The 22,370-nt window shown below is 72.7% G+C and carries 21 protein-coding genes; 9 read left to right on the forward strand and 12 right to left on the reverse strand.

Annotation, left to right across the window (positions count from 1 at the left end; translation table 11 throughout):
• The first annotated feature begins 15 nt into the window (after positions 1-15).
• The 5 genes from ACIHAD_RS43905 to ACIHAD_RS43925 all read left to right on the forward strand — a co-directional run bounded on the left by ACIHAD_RS43905 (position 16) and on the right by ACIHAD_RS43925 (position 5,957).
• A complete protein-coding gene (locus ACIHAD_RS43905) occupies positions 16-810 on the forward strand; it encodes an ABC transporter permease (RefSeq protein ID WP_397360779.1) in 795 nt (264 codons plus the stop codon).
• Positions 811-986: 176 nt separating this feature from the next.
• Positions 987-2,381 carry an NAD(P)/FAD-dependent oxidoreductase gene (locus ACIHAD_RS43910; protein WP_397360780.1) on the forward strand — a complete coding sequence of 465 codons (1,395 nt, stop codon included), beginning with the start codon at positions 987-989 and terminating at the stop codon, positions 2,379-2,381.
• Positions 2,382-2,440: 59 nt separating this feature from the next.
• Positions 2,441-3,334, forward strand: a complete 894-nt coding sequence (locus tag ACIHAD_RS43915; protein WP_397360781.1) for an alpha/beta hydrolase — start codon at positions 2,441-2,443, stop codon at positions 3,332-3,334.
• 38 nt (positions 3,335-3,372) lie between these two features.
• The gene (locus tag ACIHAD_RS43920) at positions 3,373-4,317 is read left to right on the forward strand and encodes a zinc-binding alcohol dehydrogenase family protein (RefSeq protein ID WP_397360782.1); all 945 of its coding nucleotides are present in this window, start codon (positions 3,373-3,375) and stop codon (positions 4,315-4,317) included.
• A gap of 401 nt (positions 4,318-4,718) precedes the next feature.
• Positions 4,719-5,957 (forward strand): MFS transporter, encoded by a 1,239-nt coding sequence (locus ACIHAD_RS43925; RefSeq protein ID WP_397360783.1) that lies wholly within the window; start codon positions 4,719-4,721, stop codon positions 5,955-5,957.
• Here the strand turns inward: ACIHAD_RS43925 and ACIHAD_RS43930 are convergent.
• The 8 genes from ACIHAD_RS43930 to ACIHAD_RS43965 all read right to left on the reverse strand — a co-directional run bounded on the left by ACIHAD_RS43930 (position 5,926) and on the right by ACIHAD_RS43965 (position 15,326).
• Positions 5,926-7,431, reverse strand: a complete 1,506-nt coding sequence (locus tag ACIHAD_RS43930; protein WP_397360784.1) for an MFS transporter — start codon at positions 7,429-7,431, stop codon at positions 5,926-5,928. The two genes, ACIHAD_RS43925 and ACIHAD_RS43930, sit on opposite strands and share 32 nt — an antisense overlap.
• Before the next feature lie 35 nt (positions 7,432-7,466).
• A complete protein-coding gene (locus ACIHAD_RS43935; protein ID WP_397360785.1) occupies positions 7,467-10,331 on the reverse strand; it encodes an AfsR/SARP family transcriptional regulator in 2,865 nt (954 codons plus the stop codon).
• A 7-nt stretch (positions 10,332-10,338) separates the two neighbouring features.
• Positions 10,339-11,085, reverse strand: a complete 747-nt coding sequence (locus ACIHAD_RS43940) for an isocitrate lyase/phosphoenolpyruvate mutase family protein (RefSeq protein WP_397360786.1) — start codon at positions 11,083-11,085, stop codon at positions 10,339-10,341.
• Positions 11,082-11,837 (reverse strand): cytochrome P450, encoded by a 756-nt coding sequence (locus ACIHAD_RS43945; protein ID WP_397360787.1) that lies wholly within the window; start codon positions 11,835-11,837, stop codon positions 11,082-11,084. The genes ACIHAD_RS43940 and ACIHAD_RS43945 overlap by 4 nt, the downstream gene beginning before the upstream one ends.
• A 58-nt stretch (positions 11,838-11,895) precedes the next feature.
• On the reverse strand, positions 11,896-12,570 hold the full coding sequence (locus tag ACIHAD_RS43950) for a DUF998 domain-containing protein (RefSeq protein WP_397360788.1): 675 nt from the start codon (positions 12,568-12,570) through the stop codon (positions 11,896-11,898).
• On the reverse strand, positions 12,567-13,778 hold the full coding sequence (locus tag ACIHAD_RS43955; protein ID WP_397360789.1) for a glycosyltransferase: 1,212 nt from the start codon (positions 13,776-13,778) through the stop codon (positions 12,567-12,569). The genes ACIHAD_RS43950 and ACIHAD_RS43955 overlap by 4 nt, the downstream gene beginning before the upstream one ends.
• Before the next feature lie 81 nt (positions 13,779-13,859).
• Positions 13,860-14,672: a DMT family transporter gene (locus ACIHAD_RS43960; protein ID WP_397360790.1), complete on the reverse strand. Its 813-nt coding sequence runs from the start codon at positions 14,670-14,672 to the stop codon at positions 13,860-13,862.
• A gap of 36 nt (positions 14,673-14,708) precedes the next feature.
• The gene (locus ACIHAD_RS43965; protein ID WP_397360791.1) at positions 14,709-15,326 is read right to left on the reverse strand and encodes a DedA family protein; all 618 of its coding nucleotides are present in this window, start codon (positions 15,324-15,326) and stop codon (positions 14,709-14,711) included.
• A gap of 392 nt (positions 15,327-15,718) precedes the next feature.
• On the opposite strand from ACIHAD_RS43965, the gene ACIHAD_RS43970 reads away from it, so the two are divergent.
• Both ACIHAD_RS43970 and ACIHAD_RS43975 read left to right on the forward strand, forming a co-directional pair.
• Positions 15,719-16,894, forward strand: a complete 1,176-nt coding sequence (locus ACIHAD_RS43970) for a sensor histidine kinase (RefSeq protein ID WP_397360792.1) — start codon at positions 15,719-15,721, stop codon at positions 16,892-16,894.
• A 16-nt stretch (positions 16,895-16,910) separates the two neighbouring features.
• Complete coding sequence (locus tag ACIHAD_RS43975; protein WP_397360793.1) at positions 16,911-17,879, forward strand: hypothetical protein; 969 nt, start codon at positions 16,911-16,913, stop codon at positions 17,877-17,879.
• Here ACIHAD_RS43975 and ACIHAD_RS43980 read toward each other — a convergent pair.
• Both ACIHAD_RS43980 and leuE read right to left on the reverse strand, forming a co-directional pair.
• On the reverse strand, positions 17,787-18,428 hold the full coding sequence (locus tag ACIHAD_RS43980; RefSeq protein WP_397360794.1) for a VC0807 family protein: 642 nt from the start codon (positions 18,426-18,428) through the stop codon (positions 17,787-17,789). The genes ACIHAD_RS43975 and ACIHAD_RS43980 overlap by 93 nt on opposite strands.
• A 202-nt stretch (positions 18,429-18,630) precedes the next feature.
• Positions 18,631-19,284 carry a leucine efflux protein LeuE gene (leuE, locus tag ACIHAD_RS43985; RefSeq protein ID WP_397360795.1) on the reverse strand — a complete coding sequence of 218 codons (654 nt, stop codon included), beginning with the start codon at positions 19,282-19,284 and terminating at the stop codon, positions 18,631-18,633.
• Between the two features lie 106 nt (positions 19,285-19,390).
• Here leuE and ACIHAD_RS43990 point away from each other — a divergent pair, with 106 nt between their 5' ends.
• A complete protein-coding gene (locus ACIHAD_RS43990) occupies positions 19,391-20,782 on the forward strand; it encodes a selenium-binding protein SBP56-related protein (RefSeq protein ID WP_397360796.1) in 1,392 nt (463 codons plus the stop codon).
• A 50-nt stretch (positions 20,783-20,832) separates the two neighbouring features.
• A complete protein-coding gene (locus tag ACIHAD_RS43995; RefSeq protein WP_397360797.1) occupies positions 20,833-21,432 on the forward strand; it encodes a hypothetical protein in 600 nt (199 codons plus the stop codon).
• On the opposite strand, the gene ACIHAD_RS44000 is transcribed toward ACIHAD_RS43995, so the two are convergent.
• Together ACIHAD_RS44000 and ACIHAD_RS44005 are read right to left on the reverse strand one after the other, a co-directional pair.
• Positions 21,413-21,697 carry a hypothetical protein gene (locus tag ACIHAD_RS44000; protein WP_397360798.1) on the reverse strand — a complete coding sequence of 95 codons (285 nt, stop codon included), beginning with the start codon at positions 21,695-21,697 and terminating at the stop codon, positions 21,413-21,415. The two genes, ACIHAD_RS43995 and ACIHAD_RS44000, sit on opposite strands and share 20 nt — an antisense overlap.
• Positions 21,698-21,705: 8 nt before the next feature.
• Positions 21,706-22,338, reverse strand: a complete 633-nt coding sequence (locus ACIHAD_RS44005; protein WP_397360799.1) for a hypothetical protein — start codon at positions 22,336-22,338, stop codon at positions 21,706-21,708.
• Positions 22,339-22,370: the final 32 nt, after the last annotated feature.

Genomic DNA, 22,370 nt, shown 5'->3' on the forward strand with positions numbered 1-22,370 from the left:
AGCGGTGAGCGAGCGATGAACAGGGGCGCGCGGGGCAGGTTCGGCGACCGCCTGCTGCACGTCTACACCTGGCTCGTCATCCTGTGGCTGTCGTCGCCGATCGCCGTCATGATCCTGTTCGGCTTCAACGACAAGAAGAGCAAGTCGAACACGAGCTGGCAGGGCTTCACCCTCAAGTGGTACGGCGAGCTCTTCGAGATCTCCGACCTGACCACGGCGCTGCGCAACTCGATCGTGATCGCGCTGGTCAGCACCGTGATCACGGTAGTCATCGGGACGATGCTGGGCCTGGCCGTCGGCCGCCACCGCTTCCGCGGCCTCGGCGCCACGAACTTCCTGGTCTTCGCCGCCATCTCCACGCCGGAGCTGGTGATGGGGGCCTCGCTGCTGTCGCTGTTCGTCTCGGGCAACGTGCCGCGCGACGGCAACACGATCATCGTCGCGCACGTGCTGTTCTCGCTCTCCTTCGTGGTGGTGACGGTCAGGGCGCGGGTCATCACGCTCGACCCGTCGCTGGAGGAGGCGGCCAAGGACCTCGGCGCGACCGCCTGGGGCACGTTCCGGCAGGTGACCCTGCCCTCGATCATGCCGGGCGTGCTCGCGGGCGCGATGCTCTCCTTCGCGCTGTCGATCGACGACTACGTGGTGACGAGCTTCGTCAACGGCTCGACCGTCACGTTCCCGCTGTGGATCGTGGGCGCGGTGAAGACCGGCATTCCGCCGCAGGTCAACGTGATGGGTACGCTCATCTTCGGGATCGGTGTCCTGATCGCCGTGGCGAACGCGGTGGCCGCCAGACGCCGCGCCTAGGATCTGCTCCAACAGGCTCTCCCCCCGCGATCCGGCGGGGGGATCGGTGTATTCCGACCAAGAACAGGGAGGCGAGATCGGATTTCGGCGGGGGGAACCCGCGCGTGATCACATCATGCTTTTGGATCCCGCAATCATCAAAGAACATCTAAGACTTTCGTAGGGAAGTGGGATTTGTGGATCCGCTGAAGGCGCTGGCTGACGCGGAGCGCAAGCCGTACTGGCTGGACAGCCCGGCCAGACCCGAGCCGCGCGCGCGGCTCATCGGAAACACCGACGCCGACCTGGTCGTCGTCGGCGGAGGCTTCTCGGGGCTGTGGACGGCCCTGATGGCCAAGGAACGTGACCCTTCGCTGGACGTGGTCCTGCTCGAAGGGCGCAGGATCGGCTGGGCGGCGACCGGCCGCAACGGCGGGTTCTGCATGGCGACGCTCACCCATGGCCTGGCCAACGGCCTGGAACGGTGGCCGGAGGACATCGGCCGCCTCGAACGCATGGGCGTGGACAACCTCGACGAGATCGAGCGCACGCTGGAGCGGCACGGCATCGACTGCTCCTTCGAGCGCACCGGCGAGCTGCACGTGGCCACCGAGCCGTGGCAGCTCGACTCGCTGAGCGAACACCTGGACCTGATCTCCGAACTTGGGCTCGACTACGTGCCGATGGACGAGCGGCAGGTGCGGGCCGAGGTCAACTCGCCGACCTACCTGGGCGGCCTCTGGGAACGCAGCGGCTGCGCCATGCTGGACCCGGCGCGGCTGGCCTGGGGGTTGCGCGAGGCGTGCCTGCGGCTCGGCGTACGGGTCTTCGAGCGCAGCCCGGTGCGTTCGCTGCGCGACGACGGCACGACGATCACCCTGCGGACCCCGTACGGGTCGGTGACGGGGCGCCGGGTGGCGCTGGGCACGGGGGTCTTCCCGCCCCTGCTGCGCAGGCTCAAGCACTTCGTCGTCCCGGTGTACGACTACGCCCTGATGACCGAGCCGCTGACCGCGGCCCAGCTCGCCGAGGTGGGCTGGCACAACCGGCAGGGCGTCGGCGACTCGGGCAACCAGTTCCACTACTACCGGCTGACGGACGACAACCGCATCCTGTGGGGCGGCTACGACGCGGTCTACTACAACGGCGGCCTGGTCAAGCCGGAGTACGAGCAGCGCGACGAGACCTTCGTCAAGCTCGCCGAGCACTTCGCCACCACCTTCCCGCAGCTCTCCCAGGTGCGCTTCACGCACCGCTGGGGCGGCGTGATCGACACCTGCAGCCGCTTCAGCGCCTTCTACGGCACGGCGCACGGCGGCCGGCTGGCCTACGCCGTGGGCTACACCGGCATGGGCGTCGGGGCCACCAGGTTCGGCGCGAACGTGATGCTGGACCTGCTGTCGGGAGAGGCCACCGAGCGGACCGAGCTGCGGATGGTCAAGGAGAAGCCGATGCCGTTCCCGCCCGAGCCGGTCCGGTCGGGGGTGATCCAGTTCACCCGGTGGTCGATCGCGCAGGCCGACCAGCATCAGGGCAGGCGCAACCTGTGGCTGCGCACGCTCGACAGGATGGGCCTCGGGTTCGACTCCTGATCCGGTGTTCCGAGGGGCGCCGGGCCCGCCTGCCGCGGGCCTGGCGCACACTTGTGACCATGAGGATCGAGTTCGCCGCCGACGGCGTTCCCCTGGCCGGTGACCTGCGGCTGCCCGAGGGCACGGGCCCCTGGCCGGGGCTGGTGCTCACCGGGCCGTTCACCGGGGTGCGCGACCAGGTCACGGGCCTGTACGCCGAGCGCCTGACCCGGCGCGGCTACGTGACGCTGGCCTTCGACCACCGCAACTGGGGCGAGTCCGGCGGCGAGCCGCGCGGCCACGAGGATCCGCAGGCCAAGCTGCACGACCTGCGGGCGGCGGTGTCGCTGCTGCGCACGCGCCCCGAGGTGGACGGCGACCTGATCGGGGCGGTCGGCATCTGCCTGGGCGCCGGGTACGCGTTGAGGTTCGCCGCCTTCGACCCGCGCGTACGGGTGTTCGCGGGCATCGCCGGGGCGTACAACAACCCGTACACGATGCGGTCGGGCATGGACTACCAGGAGGCGCTGGCCGGGTTCGCCGCCGTGCTGGAACGGCAGGACCGCGGCGGCCCGGTCGAATACCTGCCCGCCGTGGCCGAGGACGGCGAGGCCGCGATGCCGGGCGACGAGCCGTACGCCTACTACGGCACCGAGCGCGGGGCCGCCTCCTCCTGGCGGAACGCGGTGACCCGGGCGGGGCTGCGCGAGCTGATCACCATGGACAACATGATGGGCGCCGACTTCCTGTCGCCGAAGCCCGCCCTGATCGTGCACGGCGTGATCGACCGGTTCTGCCCGCCGGAAGGGGCCGAGGAGGCGTTCAAGCGGCTCGACCAGCCCAAGAAGCTCGTCTGGGTGGACGCCAAGCAGCACATCGACCTCTACGACCGCGAGCCGTACGTGTCGCAGGCCGTGGACGCGGCCGCGGACTTCCTCGCCGAGCACCTCCGGCCGGGCGGCCCCGGCGCCTGACGTTACGCTGGGTGGTATCGCAGGGAATGGGGGAATTCATGCGTGCCATCCAGTTCGCCCGCTACGGCGGGCCCGAGGTGCTCGAAGAGGCCGAGGTGCCCGACCCGGTCGTGGGGCCGGGCCAGGTGCTGGTCGACGTCGAGGCGTCGGGGCTGAACTTCGCCGACGTGCGGCAGATCTCCGGCCACTACTCCACCCCGGACCGCCTGCCGCACATCCCCGGCAGCGAGGTCGTCGGGCGCGACCCCCGGGGGCGGCGGGTGATGGGCTTCACCGCCAACGGCTACGCCTCCAAGGCCGTCCTGGACGAGGGCGACGTCGTGGTCGTGCCCGACTCGCTGCGGGCCGGTGAGGCGCTGGCGCTGCTCGTCCAGGGGCTCACCGCCTGGCACCTGCTGCGCTCGTCGGCGCGGCTCAGGGAGGGCGAGAGCGTGGTCGTCCACTCCGGCGCGGGCGGCGTGGGCAGCCTGGCCGTGCAGCTCGCCAAGGTGTTCGGCGCCGGACGCGTGATCGCCACCGCCTCCAGCCAGGACAAGCGGTCGCTCGCCCTCGACCTGGGCGCGGACGCCGCCGTGGACGGCGCGGCCGACGGCTACGCCGAGCGCGTCATCGAGGCCAACGGCGACCGGCCGGTGGACGTCGTGCTCGACGCCGTCGGCGGGGCGGTCTTCGACGCGGCGCTGACCGTCCTGGCCCCCTTCGGGCGGCTGGTGAGCTACGGGTCGTCGTCGGGCGAGCAGCCCCGGCCGGTCGATCCCGGACGGCTGACCGCGGGCAACCTCGCCGTCCTCGGGTTCTGGCTGCGTCCGCTGCGGGGGCGGCGGGAGATGGTCGGGCCCCCGCTGGGCGAGCTGCTCGCGCTGACCGCGGCCGGCCGCCTCCGGCCGCTGGTGGGTGGCGAGTACCCGCTGGCGGAGGCGGGCCGGGCGGTGGCCGACCTGGCCGGACGGCGAACTGTCGGAAAAGTGGTGCTCCTGCCCTGACGGGCAGGGTGTGACCAATGCCGCCGCTGGGCAGAAGGTGATCAAAACCCCAGAGACGTGACGATCACAGGGGTTTGGCACGTGTGGTGAGGATGCCGAGGTTGGCGGCCTTGCCACCCACCAGCGCGAGCATCGAGCCGTCGATGTCAGGAAATTTCAGGATCGCCCACATGTCACTGCCTCCAGGCTTCCGACGGTAAATCTCAACGCCGTTGAAGTCAACGACAAATGAATTAAGTCGCCTGATTCCTGCAATAGGATCGGCTCTCGTCGCGTTTGACTGATGTGAACTGATTGACCGCTCGGCGGCCGGCGCACGCCGGTATCTACCCCGGTCGAAGCCCACCTCCGACGGTGTGCTCCCCCGGGGGAGGGCTCCGTCATGATCTGGACGGAGACCCTTGAAGTCCTATCTCGACGTGCTGGCCACCCCCGGAGCCTGGCGGTTCCTGGTGCCCGCGCTGCTGGCCCGCGTGCCGTTCGCGATGACCCAGATGGGCATCCTGCTGCTGGTCCAGTGGTCCACCGGCTCCTACGGCGCGGCCGGGATCGCCTCGGCCGCCGCCGCCGTCCTCCAGGCCCTCATCGGCCCCCAGACGGGCCGCCTGGCCGACCGGTACGGCCAGGCCCGGGTGCTTCTGCCGCAGGTGGCGCTGCACGCCCTGGCCATGGGCGGCCTGCTGGCCCTGGCCGCCGCGCACGCCCACCTCGCGCTGCTGGTCGCCGTGGCGGCCGCCGTCGGCGCGTCCGGACCGCAGGTCGGCTCGATGGTCCGGGCCCGCTGGGCGCACCGGCTGGGCGGCACCGGCAGGCTGAACACGGCGTTCGCGGTCGAGTCGATCACCGACGAGCTGACGTTCACGCTGGCCCCGGTGCTGCTGGTGGGGCTGTCCACGGCGTACTCGCCGGTGGTCGCGCTGCTCGGCGGGCTCGTGCTGATCCTGGTCGGCACGGTGGTCTTCGCCGCCGTCCGGACGGGCGCGCCCGAGCCGGTGCCGGTCAGGATCGCCGCCTCCAAGGGCGTGCTGCGGGGGCGCGGCGTGGCGCTGCTCGCGACCGCCTTCCTGGCCATGGGGTCGGTCTTCGGCAGCCTCCAGGTCGGCGTCACCTCGCTCACCAGCGCCCTGCACGCGCCCGCGTCCGCCGGTCCCGTCTACGGCGTCTTCTCCGCCGCCAGCATGCTCGGCGGCCTGCTGTACGGCGCGGTCCGCTGGCGGCTGCCGGCCCGCGTCCGGCTGGTCGCCGGGCTGGCCCTGCTCGCGGTCGCGACCAGCGCGTTCACGCTCGCCGGCGCGGTCCCCCACCTGTACGTCGCCGCCGCCCTGGCCGGCCTGGTGATCGCCCCCGTGGTGATCACCGGCTACACCCTGGTCGAGGGCCTGGTCGCGGCGGAGGTCCGCACCGAGGCGTTCACCTGGCTGAACGGCGGCATCGCCCTCGGCATCGCGGCCGGGTCGTCGGTCGCCGGACAGCTCGTGGACCACTTCGGCGCCTCCCTGGCGTTCGTGGTCGCGCCGGTGGCCACCGGGGTGGCCGCGCTGCTCGTGCTGGCCCGGGCCGGCAGCCTGCGCCCGCTTCCCGGCGGGCCCGCGGCGGAAGTCCCCGCGCTCAGTGAGGGACCGGCGACTCTTCCTGGATGACCTTCGGCACACCGCGCAGCCCGGTCAACGCGAGCACCGCGACCACGGCCAGCAGGACCGCCGTGACCAGCGTCGTCACCTGCATCCCGGCCACGAACGCCGTCCGCGCCGCGCGCATCAGTTCCCCGGCCGCCTGCGGGGGGAGGGCCGCGGCCGTGGCGGTGGCCCCGGCGATCGACTCCCGCGCCGCCTCGCCGGGCACCCCGGCGGGCAACAGCAGGTTCGCGCGGTAGACGCTGTTGAGCACGGTGCCGAGGACCGCGATGCCCAGCGCGCCGCCCAGCTCGAACGCCGTCTCCGACACCGCGGCCGCCGCCCCCGCCCGCTCCTTGGGGGCCGTGGCCAGGATGTTGTCGTTGTTCACGGTGAACGTGAGCCCGACCCCCAGCCCGCCGATCATCATCACGGGCAGCAGGGTGAGATAGTCCACCTCGGTGCCGAGCATGCCGTACCGGACGAACGCGCCGGCGTTCAGCGCCAGGCCGAGCGCGACCACGCCGTTCCTGCCGAGCCGGCCGATCAGGCGGGCCGCGAGCACCCCGCCCACCGCGCCGCTCAGCCCGCCGGGGATCTGCGCCAGCCCGGCCTGCAGCGGTGACCAGCCCAGGACGAGCTGCAGGTACCAGGCGAACAGCAGGCTCATGGCCGACAACGCGAAGATGGCCAGCAGGTTCGTGCCCACGGACGCGCTGAACGCCCGACGCCGGAACAGTCGTACGTCGATCAGCGGCGTGGTCAGCGTCTTCTGCCGCCGTACGAACAGCACCAGGCACACCGCGCCCGCCACGGCCGCCCCCAGGACGTCGGCGTGCGCCAGGCCCTGGTGGGCGGCCTCCTTGACCGCGTAGACGGCCGTCACGACACCGGCGAACGACAGCGCCACGCTGAGCCCGTCGATCCGTCCGGCGGCGGGGTTGCGCGACTCCGGCAGCAGCAGGAAGCCGCAGACCAGCACCAGCACCATGATCGGCACGTTGAGCAGGAACACCGACCCCCACCAGAAGTGGTCCAGCAGCACGCCCCCGACGACCGGCCCCAGCGCGAACCCGGCCGCGCTCATCCCGCTCCAGATCCCGATGGCCGCGGTCCGCTCGCGCGGGTCGGCGAAGACGTTCCTGACGATCGAGAGCGTGGACGGCATGATCATCGCGCCCGCCACGCCCAGCAGCGTCCTGGCGGCGATCAGCAGCTCGGGGTTCGGGGCGTAGGCGGTCACCATCGAGGCCGCGCCGAACCCGGCCACGCCGATCAGCAGCAGCCGCTTGCGGCCCACGCGGTCGCCGAGGTTGCCCATGGTGACGAGGAGGCCGGCCAGGGCGAAGCCGTAGATGTCGCCGATCCAGAGCAGTTGCGTCGAGCTCGCGCCGAGGTCGGCGACCAGCCGGGGGAGCGCCAGGTGCAGCACGGTGAGATCGACCGAGAGCAGCAGTGTCGCCAGGCAGGCTATGGCCAGGCAGGCCCATTTGCGCGTCATGCCGTCCACGGTGGCCGGGGCGGCTGACGGCCCGCCTACCGTCCGCTGACCGCCCTGTCGAGGGCGGCGTCGATGCGGTTGCGGATCTCCTCGGTGCTGTACCAGTCGTCGGGGCACTCCGCGCGGGCCTGGGCCAGCAGGGACAGCGCGAGGCCACGCTCGCCGGCGGACAGCGCCACCTCGGCCAGCCCGAGGTCCGCCCAGGCCAGCACGTCCATGGAACCCACCCGGCGGGCCAGCTCGGCCGCCTCCTCGTAGTCGGCCCGCCCGCCCAGCGGCTCGCCCATGCCGAGCAGCGCGTCGCCGCGCCGGCACAGGGCCTCGGCCATCTCCGCCCGCGCGTCGAGCTCGCGGGCCAGCGTCAGCGCCTCGTCCGACAGCGCGTACGAGGCCGCGTAGTCCCCCTGCTCGGAGGCCAGCGCGCCGAGCCCCGACAGCACCAGGACCGTCCCCCAGCGCTCGCCGATAGCGCGGAAGGCGGCCAGGGCGCGCCGGAAGGCGGCCAGCGACTCCTCGGCCCGGCCCAGGATCTGTAGCACGAACCCCGAGCCGCTGAACGACAACGCCCGCTGCCAGGGCGGCAGGCCCTCGGTGAAGGCCAGCAGTTCGTGGTAGATCTCCTCGACGTCGCCCGGCGGCCCGGTGAACATCGACCGCATCATCATCAGGAACTCCACCCGCTCCGGCAGGTGGGTGATCGGCAGCAGCTCGCGCACCTCGGCCAGCCGCTCGCGCAGGTCGTCGTCGGCCACGCCCGTCCAGGCCGTGACGAGCACGCACATGACGTACTCCTCCTCCATGCCGGCGGGGCGGGCGTCGCCGATCGCGGCCAGCAGCCCGGCGGCCAGCCCGGCGATGGCGCCGCGGTGGCCGCGCATCCACCAGTAGCAGGCGCTGTGCGCCAGCAGCCGCAGGCCGGTCTCCAGCTGTCCGGACTCGGTCGCCCAGCGCACGGCGGCTTCGAGGTCGTCGCCCTCCTCGTCCAGGCGGGCCAGCCAGTCGAGCTGGTCGGCGGTGCGCAGCAGCGGGTCGGCGGTCAGGACCAGGTCGAGGTAGTAGGCGGTGTGGGCGTCCCTGATCGCGGCGGTCTCGCCGGACTCGGCCAGGCGTTCGGCGCAGAACGCCCTGATCGTGTCGAGCATGCGGTAACGGCCGCCGACGTAGGCCACCAGCGACTTCTCCGCCAGCGAGAACAGCACCTCCTCCGGCAGCCCGCACACCCGCTCGGCGGCCTCGGGCGTGGCGCCGCCCACGAACACGCTCAGGCGGCCGGCCAGGCGCTGTTCGGCGTCGTCCAGCAGGTCCCAGCTCCACGCGACGACCGCGCGGAGCGTCTGGTGCCGGGGCAGCGCCGTACGGCTGCCGCGGGTCAGCAGCCGGAACCGGTCGTCCAGGCGGGCCGCCACGTCGGCGACCGGCAGCGTGCGGAGGCGGGCCGCGGCCAGCTCGATGGCCAGCGGCAGCCCGTCGAGCGCCCGGCAGATGCGCACCACGTCCGCGGCGTTGCCGGCGTCCACGGCGAACCCGGGGCGCACGGCGGCGGCGCGGTCGGCGAACAGCCGGACGGCGGCGTACTCCAGCGGGTCGTCCGGCTCGGGCGGCGGCAGGCGCAGGGGGGACACCGGCACGATCGACTCCCCGGTGATGCCCAGAGCCTCGCGGCTGGTGGTCAGCACCCGCAGCCCGGGGCAGGAGGCCAGCAGCCCGTCGGCGAGCTCGGCCACGGCGGCGACCAGATGCTCGCAGTTGTCCAGGACGAGCAGCAGGTCGCGCTCGGCCAGCGCGGTGATCAGCCGGGTGACGGGGTCGAGCGCGGGACGCTGGGGCGTGTGCAGCAGGGCGTCGCGGATGTCGAGCGCGACCAGCACCGCGCCGGGCACGCCGGTCGCGCCGGCCACGTGGGCGAGGGGCACGAAGCACACGTCGCCCGGCTCCTGGGCGGACGCCTCCTGGGCGAGCCTGGTCTTGCCCGCGCCGCCGGGGCCGATCAGCGTGACCAGCCTGTTGTCCCGCAGCCGCGCGCCCACCTGCGCCAGCTCCTCCGCCCGCCCCACGAAACTGGTGAGCTGCGCCCGCAACCCCCGCTTGAGCCCGCCGGCCGGCGTCGCGGACGCGCCGTCCCCGCCGGAGGCCGCCGGGCCGGTCCGGCCGACGGGCGGGACCGCGGGGGCGAGGGACGGGTCGGCGCGGAGGACGGCCAGATGGGCGGCGGTCAGGTCGGCGCCCGGCTCGATGCCCAGCTCCCGGTCGAGCAGCAGCCGCGCCTCGTCGTAGACGGCCAGCGCCTCGGCCTGGCGGCCGCTGCCGTACAGGGCGCGCATGAGCTGGGCGCGCAGGCGCTCGCGCAGCGGATGGGCGGCGGTGAGCCGGCGCAGCTCGGCGACCAGGTCCCGGTGCCGCCCGAGCTCCAGGTCGGCCTGGAGGCGGTCCTCGGTGGCCGCCAGCCGCAGCTCCTCCAGCCCGGCCGCGGCCGACACGGCGTGCGGCGCGTCGGCGAGCGGCACGCCCCGCCACAACTCCAGCGCCTCGCTCAGCAGCGCCGCCGCCCGCCGGGCGTCCCCGGCCGCCAGTGCCCGCCGCCCGTCCCCGGCCAGGAGCTCGAAGCGGCGCGCGTCCACGTCCTGGGGGTCGGCGACCAGCCGGTAGCCCGCCGGGTGGAACTCGACCAGGTCCCGGCCGAGCGCCCGGCGCAGCCTGGACACCTGGGACTGCAGCGCGTTGGCCACGCCGTCCGGCGGGCGGGGGCCGTACAGGCCGTCCACGAGCTGGCCGGCGCCGACGACGCGGCCGGCGTTGAGCGCCAGCAGGGTGAGCAGGGCGCGCACCCGCGGCCCGCCGAGCGCCACAGGCGCGCCGTCCTCGTCCAGCACGCTGGTGGGTCCGAGGATCTCGAAGCGCATGCCCCGATTATCGGGTCTTCGGGAGGAGCGCGGCGATTTCTCCGTACGTCGGCAGCGCCGGGGCGTCCTTGCCCTGCGCCCCCAGCACGGCGGCGAGAGCGCCCTGGAGCGCGGCCCGGTAGAGCAGCGAGCCGGTGCTCACCCGCGCCACCCCCGCCTCGGCGAGCCGGTCGAGCGTGGGCCCGCCCGGCTGGTAGAGCACGTTGAGCGGCAGCCGCGTACGCGCGACGACCTCGGCGATCTCCGCCAGGTCGGACAGTCCGGGGACGAAGATGCCGTCGGCGTGCTCGTAGGCGTCCACCCGCTCGCGCCAGTCGCCGGTGCCGAGCCAGTGGGTGTCGGTACGGGCGTTGACGAACACGCCGTGGCCCTTGGCGGCCTCGATGATCCGCCGGTGCAGCTCGACCGGGCGCAGTGTGCCGTCGGGACGGCCGTCCTCCAGGTTCACGCCCGCCACCCCGAGCGCGGCCAGGCTCGCGACCAGGGCCGACACCTCGTCCGGGTCGTCGCTGAACCCGCCCTCGATGTCCACCGTGACCAGCACGCCCAGATCCTTGACCGTCTCGGCCAGCTCGATCGTCTCGGCCCTGGTCGCGCCGGCGGCGTCCGGCTTGCCGTGCACGGCGGACACGCCGAGGCTGGTCGTGCCGATCGCGGGGAAGCCGTGCGCGGCGAGGATCGCGGCCGAGCCGTAGTCCCACGCGTTGGGCAGCAGCAGCGGGTCGCCCGGCCGGTGCAGGTCGTGGAAGTTCATCGGGCGGTCCCTTCGAGGAGCGCGTCGAGCACGCCGGCGGCCAGCGCGAGGGCGTGGGCGGGAGCGGGGCACGGGCGCAGGCCGTCCCCGAACGTCAGGTGGGGGGCGGGGCCCCGGGAGGCGTCGAAACGGCCGGGGTCGGCGAACACCTCGGGATCGCGGTTGGCCGCGACCAGGTCGATCGTGACCTCCTCGCCGGTGCGGGTGTCGAGCCGGCGGCTCGCCTTCAGCGGCGGGTCCTGCCTGAGCGTCTCGTGCAGCACCGCCTCGGGGTCGTCGCCCGGCGCGGCGTGGGTGAGGGCGTTCTCGATGAGCGCCTCGGTGGCGGCGTGGCCCTGGAGCAGCAGGGTGACGGCCGGCAGGCCGGCCAGTCCGAGCAGTTCGGCGACGGCGGCGTCGGCCCGCGGGCTTCCCTCGCCCGACAGGTAACCGCTCGCGGCCGCGGGCACGGCCGAGGTGTCCGGGACGCCGAGCGCGGCCCCCAGCACGGCCGTCGGCACGCCGCGCCAGTCGCCGCCGCGTTCCTCGGTCGCGGCCCTGGCAGCCGTCCTCAGCGCGGCCGGGTCCAGGGCGGACAGGCGCTCGACGACCAGACGGCGGCGTCCGGCGTGCGTCTCGCCGGTGCTGAAGCGCGACACGTGGGCCCGCAGCCAGGCGAGCGTCCCCGGCTCGCCGTCCTGCGGGACGGGCGGTGGCACGTACCGGCTGTCGGAGAGCACCGCACGGGCTTCGGCGTGGTGGGTGATGAGCATGGATTCACGCTAGGGCGCGGATCGTTCGACGGGGGACGAAGTGTGGTCGTGTCCCCGGTCACGCCGCCAGCCGCTGCCGGCTCTCGGGCTGCGCGGGCGCCCCGGTGGCCCGCGCCCCCTCGGCCCGTACGGCCGCGCGCCCCGGTGCGCAGGCCAGCGCCATGGCCAGGACGAGCACGATCTCGGCCAGCACCACACCCCGTTCGAGCAGCCCGTAGTAGGCGCCGCCGCCGATCAGCGAGGAGGTGAAGGCGGCCGGGTGCGCCGCCAGGTACGCGCCCAGCGTCAGCCCCGAGGTCACGCTCAGGGCCTTGACCGCGCTCCAGCGCACGGCCGCCGCCCGCCCCCTGGCCAGCGACCAGCCGGCGACCGGCAGCGCGGTGAAGACGACGGCCGCCGACCAGCGGTGGATCTCGCCGGTGAGGGTGCTGATGTCCGACATTCCGGGATCGGTGGGGAAGATCGCGCTCAGCATCAGCCCGGCCGTTCCCGCCAGCAGCAGCACGCGGGTGGCGGCGGTCCGCCCGGGCTCCCGGGCGGCCAGCCCGTACGCCAGCGACAGGCACGCCGCGGCCAGCGCGAGCGTCCCGACCAGCACGGGCAGCATGCCACCTGGGACGAGCGCGTAGTCGCTGATCAACGGCTGTGCGGGCAGGGCGGCCTGGGCGTAGCCGAGTGCGGCCACCGCCGTCACGGCCCCGGCCACGGGAGCGAGCACGGTGCGCCAGGTCATCGGGTCACCTCGTCGTAGATCTGCTCGAAGCGGGCCAGCGACGTCTGGTCGTCGTGGGTGAGCGCCAGCGCCCGGCTGGCGTTGCCCAGGCGGGCGCGCAGGTCGTCGTCGGTGAGGACGGCGGTCAGGTGCCTGGCCAGCGAGACCACGTCGCCCGGCTGGTAGAGGTAGCCGTTGCCGTTCACCAGGTGCGGCAGCGCCATCGCGTCGGCGGCCACGACGGGCAGGCCGGACGCCATGGCCTCCAGCGTGGCGATGCTCTGCAACTCGGCGACGCCCGGCATGCCGAACACGTCGGCGGCGGCGAACGCCTGCGGCATGCTCTCGTCGGGCACGAACCCGACGAAGAACACCCGGTCGCCCACCCCGATGCGCTTGGCCAGCTTCTCCAGCTCCATCCGCTGGTTGCCGCGGCCCACGAACGCCACCTGCGCGTCGGTCTCGTTGAGCACGAGGGGCAGCGCGCGGATCAGCTCGTCGAGGTGCTTCTCCTCGTCCAGGCGGCCCACGAACAGGACGGTCGGCCGGTCGGGCAGCGCGAACCGCCGGCGCGCCCACGACTTGGGCTCGGCGTGCGGGTGGAACCTGGCCAGGTCGATGCCGCAGGAGACGGCCTCGACGTCGCGGGAGAAGCCCTGGTCGGCCAGGAGCTCGGCGGCCAGCGGGGTCGGCGTGGTGATGTGGTCGGCCCGCTTGAAGATCCGGCTGAAGTCGCGCCAGGCCAGCCGGCCCGCCCTGGTCCGCAGCGCCTCGGGGATGTGCCCGAACTGGAAGAGGTTGTCGGGCATGAAGTGGTTCGTGGCCACGACCGGCACGCCGCGGCGGCGGGCGGCGGCGATGGCGGCCCGGCCGACCACGAAGTGGCCCTGGGTGTGCAGCACGTCCGGGTCGATGTCGGCGACCAGCCGGTCGAGCCTGGTCGGCACGGTGACCCGCATGGTCGGGTGCACCAGCAGCGGGGCCGAGCGCAGCCGGTGGACGACCACGCTGTCCACCACGTCGGCGCTGGCCGGGCCGGCCTCCGACTGGCACACCACGTGCACCTCGTTGCCGCGCGCGGCCAGGCCGGTGGCCAGGCGGTGGGTGAAGTAGGCGGCGCCGTTCACGTCGGGGGGATAGGTGTCGGTCGAGATCAGGACGCGGCGGGGGCGTTCGGGGGCGGGGGCGAGCTGGGCGTGGTCGGTGACGTTGTGCAGGGGCATGGCCATGACGGTGACTCCGCTTTCACAAGGGGGGACGGCTGGGGGAGGGCCGAAGGACGAACAGGGGGTATCGGTCAGGGGAGGGGGTCAGGCGACGTCGTTGCGCGCCTCCAGCGGAGTCGTCCGGGCCAGGGCCACCGTGCCGGCCGCGGTCAGGGCGGCGGCCGCGATCGGCGCGAGGCCGGACGGCAGAGGCTCGCCGAGCAGCAGCGCCCCGAACGCCACCGCCGTGAGCGGGTCGGCGATCTGCAGCGAGGCGAAGGAGACGCCGAAGTGCCCGACGGCGTAGGCGCGTTGCAGCATCATGAGGGCCAGCAGCAGCGGGACCGGCAGGGCCAGCAGGTACCACCAGTTCCAGCCGCCGTCCACGAGCACGCGCATGAGGGTGGCGGTGGCGCCATACAGGACGCCGGAGCCCGTGGCGAGCAGCGCGGCGCGGCCGGCGGGGGAGGCCGCCTTCGAGCCCGCCCACAGCAGCACCGCGGCGACGCCGGCCACGGCGAGCAGGGTGAGCACGCCCGCGGGCGCCAGGTACGTCGGCCCGTCGGACTCGGGCACCAGCAGCACCAGGCCGATCAGCCCGGCCGCGACCACGCCCGCCGCGGCCAGTTCCTTGCCGGACGGCTTGCGCCCGTGCAGCGCGGCGGCGATGGGCAGCGCGAACAGCAGGCTGGCCACCCCCATCGGCTGCACCACGGTCAGCGGGCCGAGGCCGAGCGCGACGATGTGCAGGCCGCCGCCCGTCACGATGGAGACGCCGCCGAGCAGCCAGCGCGGCCTGCGCAGCAGGGTCAGCAGAGCGGGCTTCGCCGAGCCCGCCGCCTCGAACTGCTGCAGCGCGGCCCCGAGCGCGAAGAACAGCGAACCGACCAGCGCGATCGCCGCGGCCAGCACACTCATGCTCACTCCTTTCAGACGGATGGTTGCCGGACAGGGTCAAACGGACGTGTCCACCGGAAGACGTTCCGGGGAAGGCTGGGTGGCGCGCCGCTTCCTGGCCCACCGCACCAGCTCGACGAGCCCGGTGATCGACAGCGCGATCCCGAGGCCCAGCAGCAGGCCCTTGATCGGGTCGTTCTCGAAGGCCATGCCGCCGAAGAAGCCGATCAGCCCGGAGTACACCGCCCACGAGCAGGCCGCGATGGCGTCGAAGAACGTGAACGAGCGCAGCGGATGCCCCACGGCGCCCATGGTCAGCGTCGTCGCGGTCCGCCCGCCGGGGATGTACCTGGCCACGATCAGCACCGTTCCGCCCCGCTCGGCCAGCGCGCCGCGCGCCCAGACGAACGCCTTCTTGTCCCGCAGCCGCCTGGCCGACTTGTTGCCGATCAGGTACGACACGTGGTCGCCCACGAACGCGCCGAGCGCCGCGACCAGGATCACCAGGGCCAGGTTGGTCTGCCCGGAGGCGGCGAACACCGCCGCGGTGATGACCGACGTCTCGGCGGGCACGACGGGGAAGAAGCCGTCGAGCAGCGCGAGGGCGAACAGCGCCACGTACAGCCATGGCGATGACATCACCTGCTGGACGAGGTCGAGAATGGCGTGCGACATATGCGTGGACTCCGATCGTCAGGGCACTCACAAAGCCTGTCGGTGTGAGCGGACCGGGAACATCGGGGATGCCCCCGGTCGAACGCGGGCCCTTCCCCTAGGAGGGTCAGGGCCGCCTACCCCATGAAGGTAGAAATTCCGCAGGTCGTGGCACATCGGACCATCGGCACGCCTCACCCCCTACTTTCGTCAGGGGCGGCCCTGCGACTTCCGCGTGACACCCACGATCAAACCGGTTGCACGCTCCGGAAACAGGAGAGGAGGTATCCGCCTTTCAGGTGGAGCTAGCCCCACCGCGACCGGTGCACCAGGCCCCACCCTGACTTTCGTCAGGGATGCCGCATGACCTTCGGGCGGGACGGGCCCCGCCCGGCGGCGGATACCGTCGGTGCGTGAACCGTCTGCGCCGCGAGAACCGCCGTCAGGTCGTCTACGATCTGCTGCTCTGGGTCGTGCTGAGCATCTTCGTGACCGCCATGGGCCCCGACCCGTTCGTCGAGCCGGCCGCGTTCGCGATGGTGACGCTGCCCAGGGTGGGGCTCGCCGCGCTGGCCGTGCTCGTGGGCCGGCCCTGGCCGCTGGCGGCGCTGGTGCTGCTGCTGCCGCTCGGCCCGTGGCGCTTCACCGACGGTTTCGCGACCGTGGACCTGACGTGGCTGCTGCCCCGGCGCGACGTGAAGATCCTCCCGCTGCTCGCGACCTCGCCGTTCATCATCTGGTACGCCTACCTCACCGGCCGGCGCCTGACCCGGCTGTGGCCCGCGGGGGCCGTGTTCTGCCTGATCACGGCCGTCGGGTGCGGGGTCGTGTCGGCCCAGGGCGGCGACCTGGCGCTGTGGGTGTCGATGGGCACCGCGCTCGTCGGCACGTACGCGGTGCCGTACCTGCTGGGGCTGCTCCGGCGCGGCCTGCTCCAGCAGCGGCGGCAGGCCCGGCTGTCGGTCGAGGCGCAGGCGCGGCTGCGCGAGCGGGCCAGGATCGCCCGCGAGATGCACGACTCGCTCGGCCACGACCTGGCGCTGATCGCGGTCCGCGCCGGCGGGCTCGAAGTCGCCCCCGGCCTCGGCCCGGCCCAGGTCAAGGCGGCCGGCGAGCTGCGCGTGGCGGCGGCCGACGCGACCGAGCGGTTGCGCCAGATCATCGGCCTGCTGCGCGAGGAGGCCGAGGCGGCCCCGCTGTCCCCGGTGGACGAGGACGTCGCCGACCTGGTCGGCCGGGCCAGGGACTCCGGCATGTCGATCACCCTCGACCTGGCGCCCGGGGCGCCGTCCGAGCTGGCGCACGCCGTCGTCCAGGAAGGGCTCACGAACGCGGCCAAGCACGCGCCCGGGGCGGCGGTCGCCGTGTCGGTCGCGCCGCACCGGGTCGTGGTGCGCAACGGCCCGCCGAGCTCGCGTCCCAGCGCCCGGCCCGGCGGGCTGGGCCTGGCGGGGCTGCGCGAGCGCGTCCGGCTGGCCGGCGCCACGCTGACCGCGGGCCCCGACGGCGACGGCTTCCGCCTGGCCGTCGAACTCCCCCGCGAGGGGGAGGCGGATCCCCGCCGCTCGGGAGGGGACGGGCCCGCCTGAGCAGCACGATCGGAGCATGACAGAACAGCGAGCGGGCATCGGCCGGCTCACCGCGGCCATCGTGGCGGTCGCCGCCACCCTGCCCTATCTCACGATCAAGACGCTCTGGCTGACCGGCGCCCCCGTCGGCGTCTCCGACCCCGCGCTCATGGCCAGCGGGCAGATGCTGGGGATGAACGCGCTGACCTTCGCCATGGAGGCCGCCGGCCTGCTGCTGGCGGTGGCCTTCACCATGCGCTGGGGCATGCGGCTGCCCGCCTGGCTGGTGCTGCTGCCGCTCTGGGTGGGCACCGGCCTGCTGTCGGTGCTGGTTGTCACGACCCCGCTGATCGTGCTGGTCGGCGGCCTGGAGATCTTCAGCGGCGGCCCGATCCAGACCTGGGTCTACCTGGTCGTCTACGGCGGCTTCATCACCCTCGGCGTCGCCCTCATGACGGCCTTCGTCCTCTACGCCCGCGACCGCTGGCCGGCCGTCTTCGCCACCCCGGCCCGGCTGCCCTTCCCGAGCGCGACCCGGTCGTTCCAGGAGGTGGTGGCGTGGGGGGCGCTCCTGGTGGCGGCCGCCGTCGCGGTGCTGCGCGTCGTCCTGGCGTTGGACGGGACCGTCCAGGCGGTCCAGAACGGGCTGAAGGCCGTGCTCGCGGTCGGCGGGGCCGCCGCGCTCGTGACCCTGGTCAGGCGGCGCGGGAACGGTCCGTTCTGGAAGCTGCTGGTGCCGGCCTGGCTGGGGTCGGGCTCGCTGTTCGGCTGGGGGCTGTTCTCGATGATCGTCAGGGCCACGGGCGGCCCGCTGGCCTACGGCGGAACGGGCGTCGCGGACTTCGCCGAGCTGTTCGGCATGCTGACCGGGCTGGTCATGGGGATGTGCGGCGCGTTCCTGCTGGCCGAACGGTCAGGCGTGGGCCACGTGCAGCCGGGCCAGGACGCGCTTGAAGGCGAGGATCGAGAACGTGATCGCCAGGCCGCTGATCACGGCAACCGCTGAGGTGCGCAGCACCATGAACGCGCCCAGCGAGCCTTCCAGCTTCTCGTAGACGGCCAGGAAGATGCTCAGCGTCGAGTTGGCCAGCAGCACGAACGCCCACAGCAGCGTGATCCTGGCGAAGAACCTGCGCACCCGCTCGTGCTTGAGCACGGCCGACGGCAGATGGATGTAGTCGAGGGTGAGCTTCTGCACCAGCGGCCGGTTGAGCCGGACGGAGGCCAGGAACACCATGCTGATGCAGATCGTGCCCAGCTCCGGCTGGATGAAGAACCACATCCAGGTGCCCGTCCAGAACGACACCAGGGCCCGTACCGTGATCGCGAACGCGGCCAGGAACATGGTGGCGGGCACCTTGACCCCTCTGACCAGCCGCCAGGCCACACCGAGGTACACCCAGGAGACCGTGGCCACCAGGGCCCACTTGAAGCCCAGCACGACCATGGCGAGATAGAACACCAGCAGGGGGGCGACCACGCCTTCGAGCAGGCGGGGGGCCGCCTGACGGGCGAGCGCGGTCAGACGGGGGAGTGCGACCGGGTGGGGGTTCAAGGCTGCTCCGCAGATAGGCCGACGATCAGCGTCTACCCGGGCTTCGGGGGTCCAGGCTTTCCGGATGGACCAGTCGTCGTCACCGTCGAGTGCGACTCCGAAGGCCGGTGGCCTACCGTACCGGAGCCCGGCGAGTGGGACTGCCGCTTTTGACGCGTTCCATCTGTTCCATACGAAACCAGCCCACCCTTGAACCCGGCTTTCAGCCGAGTGACGCGGTGGCGAGCTTGGCGCCGAATCCGAGGAACAGCGCGCCGACGCCCGAGGTCAGGCCCGCGCTGAGCTTCTTGTGCCGGCGGAACTGGCCGGCCAGGAACGTTCCGGAGAAGATCAGCGTGGTGAGGTAGAGCACGCTGAAGACCTGGATCACCGCGCCCAGGATGAGGAACGACAACCAGGGGGCGCTGTACCCGGGGTCCACGAACGGGATGAAGAACGACAGGAAGAACAGGATCGCCTTCGGGTTCAGCAGGCTGATCGTCAGGGCCTTGCGGAACGGCCGCGCCTGCCGTACGGGGGCCGCCACGGCGTCGGCCGCCGCCGCCGGACCGGCCCGCCAGGCCCGTACCGCGCCGCGGATCATCTGGAAGCCGAGCCAGGCCAGGTAGGCGGCGCCCGCGTACTTGACGACGGTGAACAGCACGGGCGTCGCGCGCAGCAGGGACGCGGCCCCGGCGGCGGCGAGCACCATCAGGACGGTGTCGCCGAGGAACACGCCCGTCGCGGCCCGGTAACCCTGCCGGACGCCGTGCTGGGCGGCGAAGCTGAGGACGTACAGGGAGTTCGGGCCGGGGAGCAGCACGATGAAGAAGGCGCCGACGACGTAGGTCCAGAAGTCCGTGATACCGAAGAACACGCTTAACGGTATCGCGTGATATATGCCGATTCAGTCGGTCGGTGGTTGCGCATTGCGGCGTCGATGCCTATTGACCGAGTAGGGATACCCGTGAATATCTGGAGTCATGGCTCTCTGGACCCCCGACCCCACGTTCTACCCCTCCCCGCGCGACGCCGTCGAGGCCCCCGTGGAGAAGCTGGCCTACGTCGCCGCCTTCGACAGGTCGGCCCAGCGTCCGGACGCGCTGGCCGTGCTCGACACCGACCCCGCCTCCCCGGCCTACGGCACGGTCATCGGCTGGACCGACCTGCCCGGCACCGGCGACGAGCTGCACCACTTCGGCTGGAACGCCTGCAGCAGCGCCCTGTGCCCGAACGCGCCGCACCCGCACGTCGAGCGGCGCTACCTGGTCGTCCCCGGCCTGCGCTCCTCGCGCATCCACATCTACGACACCAAGGACCGGGTCAGCCCCGAGCTGGTCAAAGTGATCGACGCCGAGTCGCTGGCCAGGCGGGCGGGCTACTCCCGCCCGCACACCGTCCACTGCGGCCCCGAGGGCCTGTACGTCTCGGCGCTCGGCGGCGCGGACGGCGCCGAGGGCCCCGGCGGGATCGCCGTGCTCGACCACACCTCCTTCGAGGTCCTCGGCCGGTGGGAGCTGGACCGGGGGCCGCAGTACCTGGCCTACGACTTCTGGTGGCACATCAACCACGACGTGCTGATCACCTCCGAGTGGGGCACGCCGTCCATGATCGAGGACGGCGTCGTCGGGGAGCTGCTGCTCGGCCGCAAGTACGGCCACAAACTGCACTTCTGGGACCTGCGCAAGCGCAAGCACGTCCAGGAGGTCGACCTGGGCGACCAGTACCAGATGCCGCTGGAGCTGCGCCCCGCCCACGACCCCACCCGCCTGTACGGCTTCGTCGGCGTGGTCACCAGCGTGGAGGACCTGTCGGCCTCCGTCTGGCTGTGGTTCCACGAGGACGGCCGCTGGCAGGCGCGGCAGGTCATCACCATCCCCGCCGAGCCGGCCGACCCCGCCCTGCTGCCGCCGGTCCTCCAGCCGTTCGCCGCCGTGCCGCCGCTGGTCACCGACATCGCCCTGTCCGTGGACGACCAGCGCCTCTACGTCTCGTGCTGGGGCACCGGGGAGCTGAAGCAGTACGACGTGTCGGACCCGTACAAGCCGGTCGAGCTGGGGTCGTTGCGCATCGGCGGCATCACCCGGCGCACCCCGCACCCCGCCGAGCCCGGCCTGCCGCTGCGCGGCGGCCCGCAGATGGTCGAGGTGAGCCGCGACGGCCGCCGCGTCTACCTCACCAACTCCCTGTACGGCTCCTGGGACGACCAGTTCTACCCCGAGGGCGTCGGCGCCTGGCTCGCCAAGGTGGACGCCGACTCCTTCACCTTCGACACCCGCTTCTTCCCCCACGGCGACGCCTTCCGCGGCCTGCGCCCCCACCAGGTACGCCTCCAGGGCGGCGACGCCTCCTCCGACTCCTACTGCTACCCCTGACGCCCGCCCCCGCCTGAGGTGAGGTTCTGCCGTCCGTGACCCTGCCCACCATGAGCACCGCCACCGTCCTGCTGCTCGGGGCCTTCCACGGCCTGAACCCGGCCATGGGCTGGCTCTTCGCGGTGGCCCGCGGCCTGCAGGAGCGCAGCCGCGACCTGCTGCTGCAGTCGATCCCCGTGATCGCCCTGGGCCACCTGGCGTCGGTGGCCCTGGTCGCCCTGGTGGTGGCCGCCACCGGCTCCGTGGTGACGGGCGCGGCGCTGCCGGTGATCGGCGGGCTGGCGCTGGTGGCGTTCGGGTTGTGGCGGCTGCTGTCCGACCGCCACTTCCGGTGGGTGGGCATGCGCCTGTCGCTCGGCCAGCTCGCCGGGTGGTCGTTCCTGATGTCGTCGGCCCATGGCGCGGGCCTGATGCTGCTGCCCGTCCTCACCGGGCTGCACGCGGTGGGCCACGCGGCCCACGCCGTCTCAGGCGGACTGGCGGTGGCGGCCCTCCATACGCTGGCCATGTTCGTGGTGGCCGGCGTCGTGGCCGTGGTGGTCTACGAGGTGCTCGGCCTGACCATCCTGCGCCGGGCCTGGTTCAACGTGGACCGCATGTGGGCCGTCGCCCTGATCGGCGCCGGCGTGCTCACCCTGCTTCAGGCCTGACCGGACTGTCGTCCTCGAACACGTCGGAGAGGCTGTCGGCGTTGACGGCCCGGTCGAACCAGGTTTCGATCAGTGTGATGTCGGTGCAGGATGTGACACGCTCCCGCACGTCATCGGGAACGTCCACACCACGCCGGTCGAGGAGCCACAGCACCTTGTCGGCCCTGGTTCTGGTCATGGCTTCGGCCATGGTTCTCGCCATGGCCGCCGCTCTCCCTTCGGCGCGGAGCATCTCGGCGTACTCGGATCGATAGCGGTAGGTCATGGCCGCCCTCAGCCCTGTTCCTGCTGCTCGTCGTCCACGCCGAAGATGTCGGAGAGGCTGGTCGCGTGGATGGCCCGCTTGAACCAGGTTTCGAGGATGGTGGTGTCGGTGCAGGAGGTGATGCGCCGGCGCACCGCGTCGGGCACCACGACTCCACGGCCGTCGAGCATCAACAGCAGGGTCTTGGCTTCGCCTTCGGCGCGGAGCATCTGGGCGTACTCGGACTGGTAGCGGTAGGTCTTGGTCGCCATCAGATCTCTCCAGATTCGTCGGGCGTCGGTGTTTCCGAGGCCTACTTCGGTTTGTTCGGCGATGTGTCCGGCGCTGGTGGTGTCGGTGGTGTCCAAGGCGTCTGCCAGGACTTCCAGTATGGCAGCGACCTCCTCGGAACGGGCGTGGGTGAGCGCCGAGAACATGGTGAGCACCAGGTCGTTCACCGCCTCGGCGAGGTCGTCGATCACAGGGATGTTGTGCGGCCCCACGACGACCGCGCGGACAGACAGGGTCGGCCAGTCCGGCAGGCCGATCGTCTTGGGGGCGGCGGCCCAGTGGGCGGTCGCCTCGTCCTGGCAGATCACCAGCAGCGTCACCGGGCAGCCGAACTTGACGTGGGCGTGCGCTTGGCGGTGGAAAGAGCTCATCCCTGGAGGGGCGGCGGGAGAAGAACCTCTAC

The sequence above is a fragment of the Nonomuraea sp. NPDC052265 genome, assembly GCF_044547985.1.
In the GTDB taxonomy this organism is placed as follows: domain Bacteria; phylum Actinomycetota; class Actinomycetes; order Streptosporangiales; family Streptosporangiaceae; genus Nonomuraea.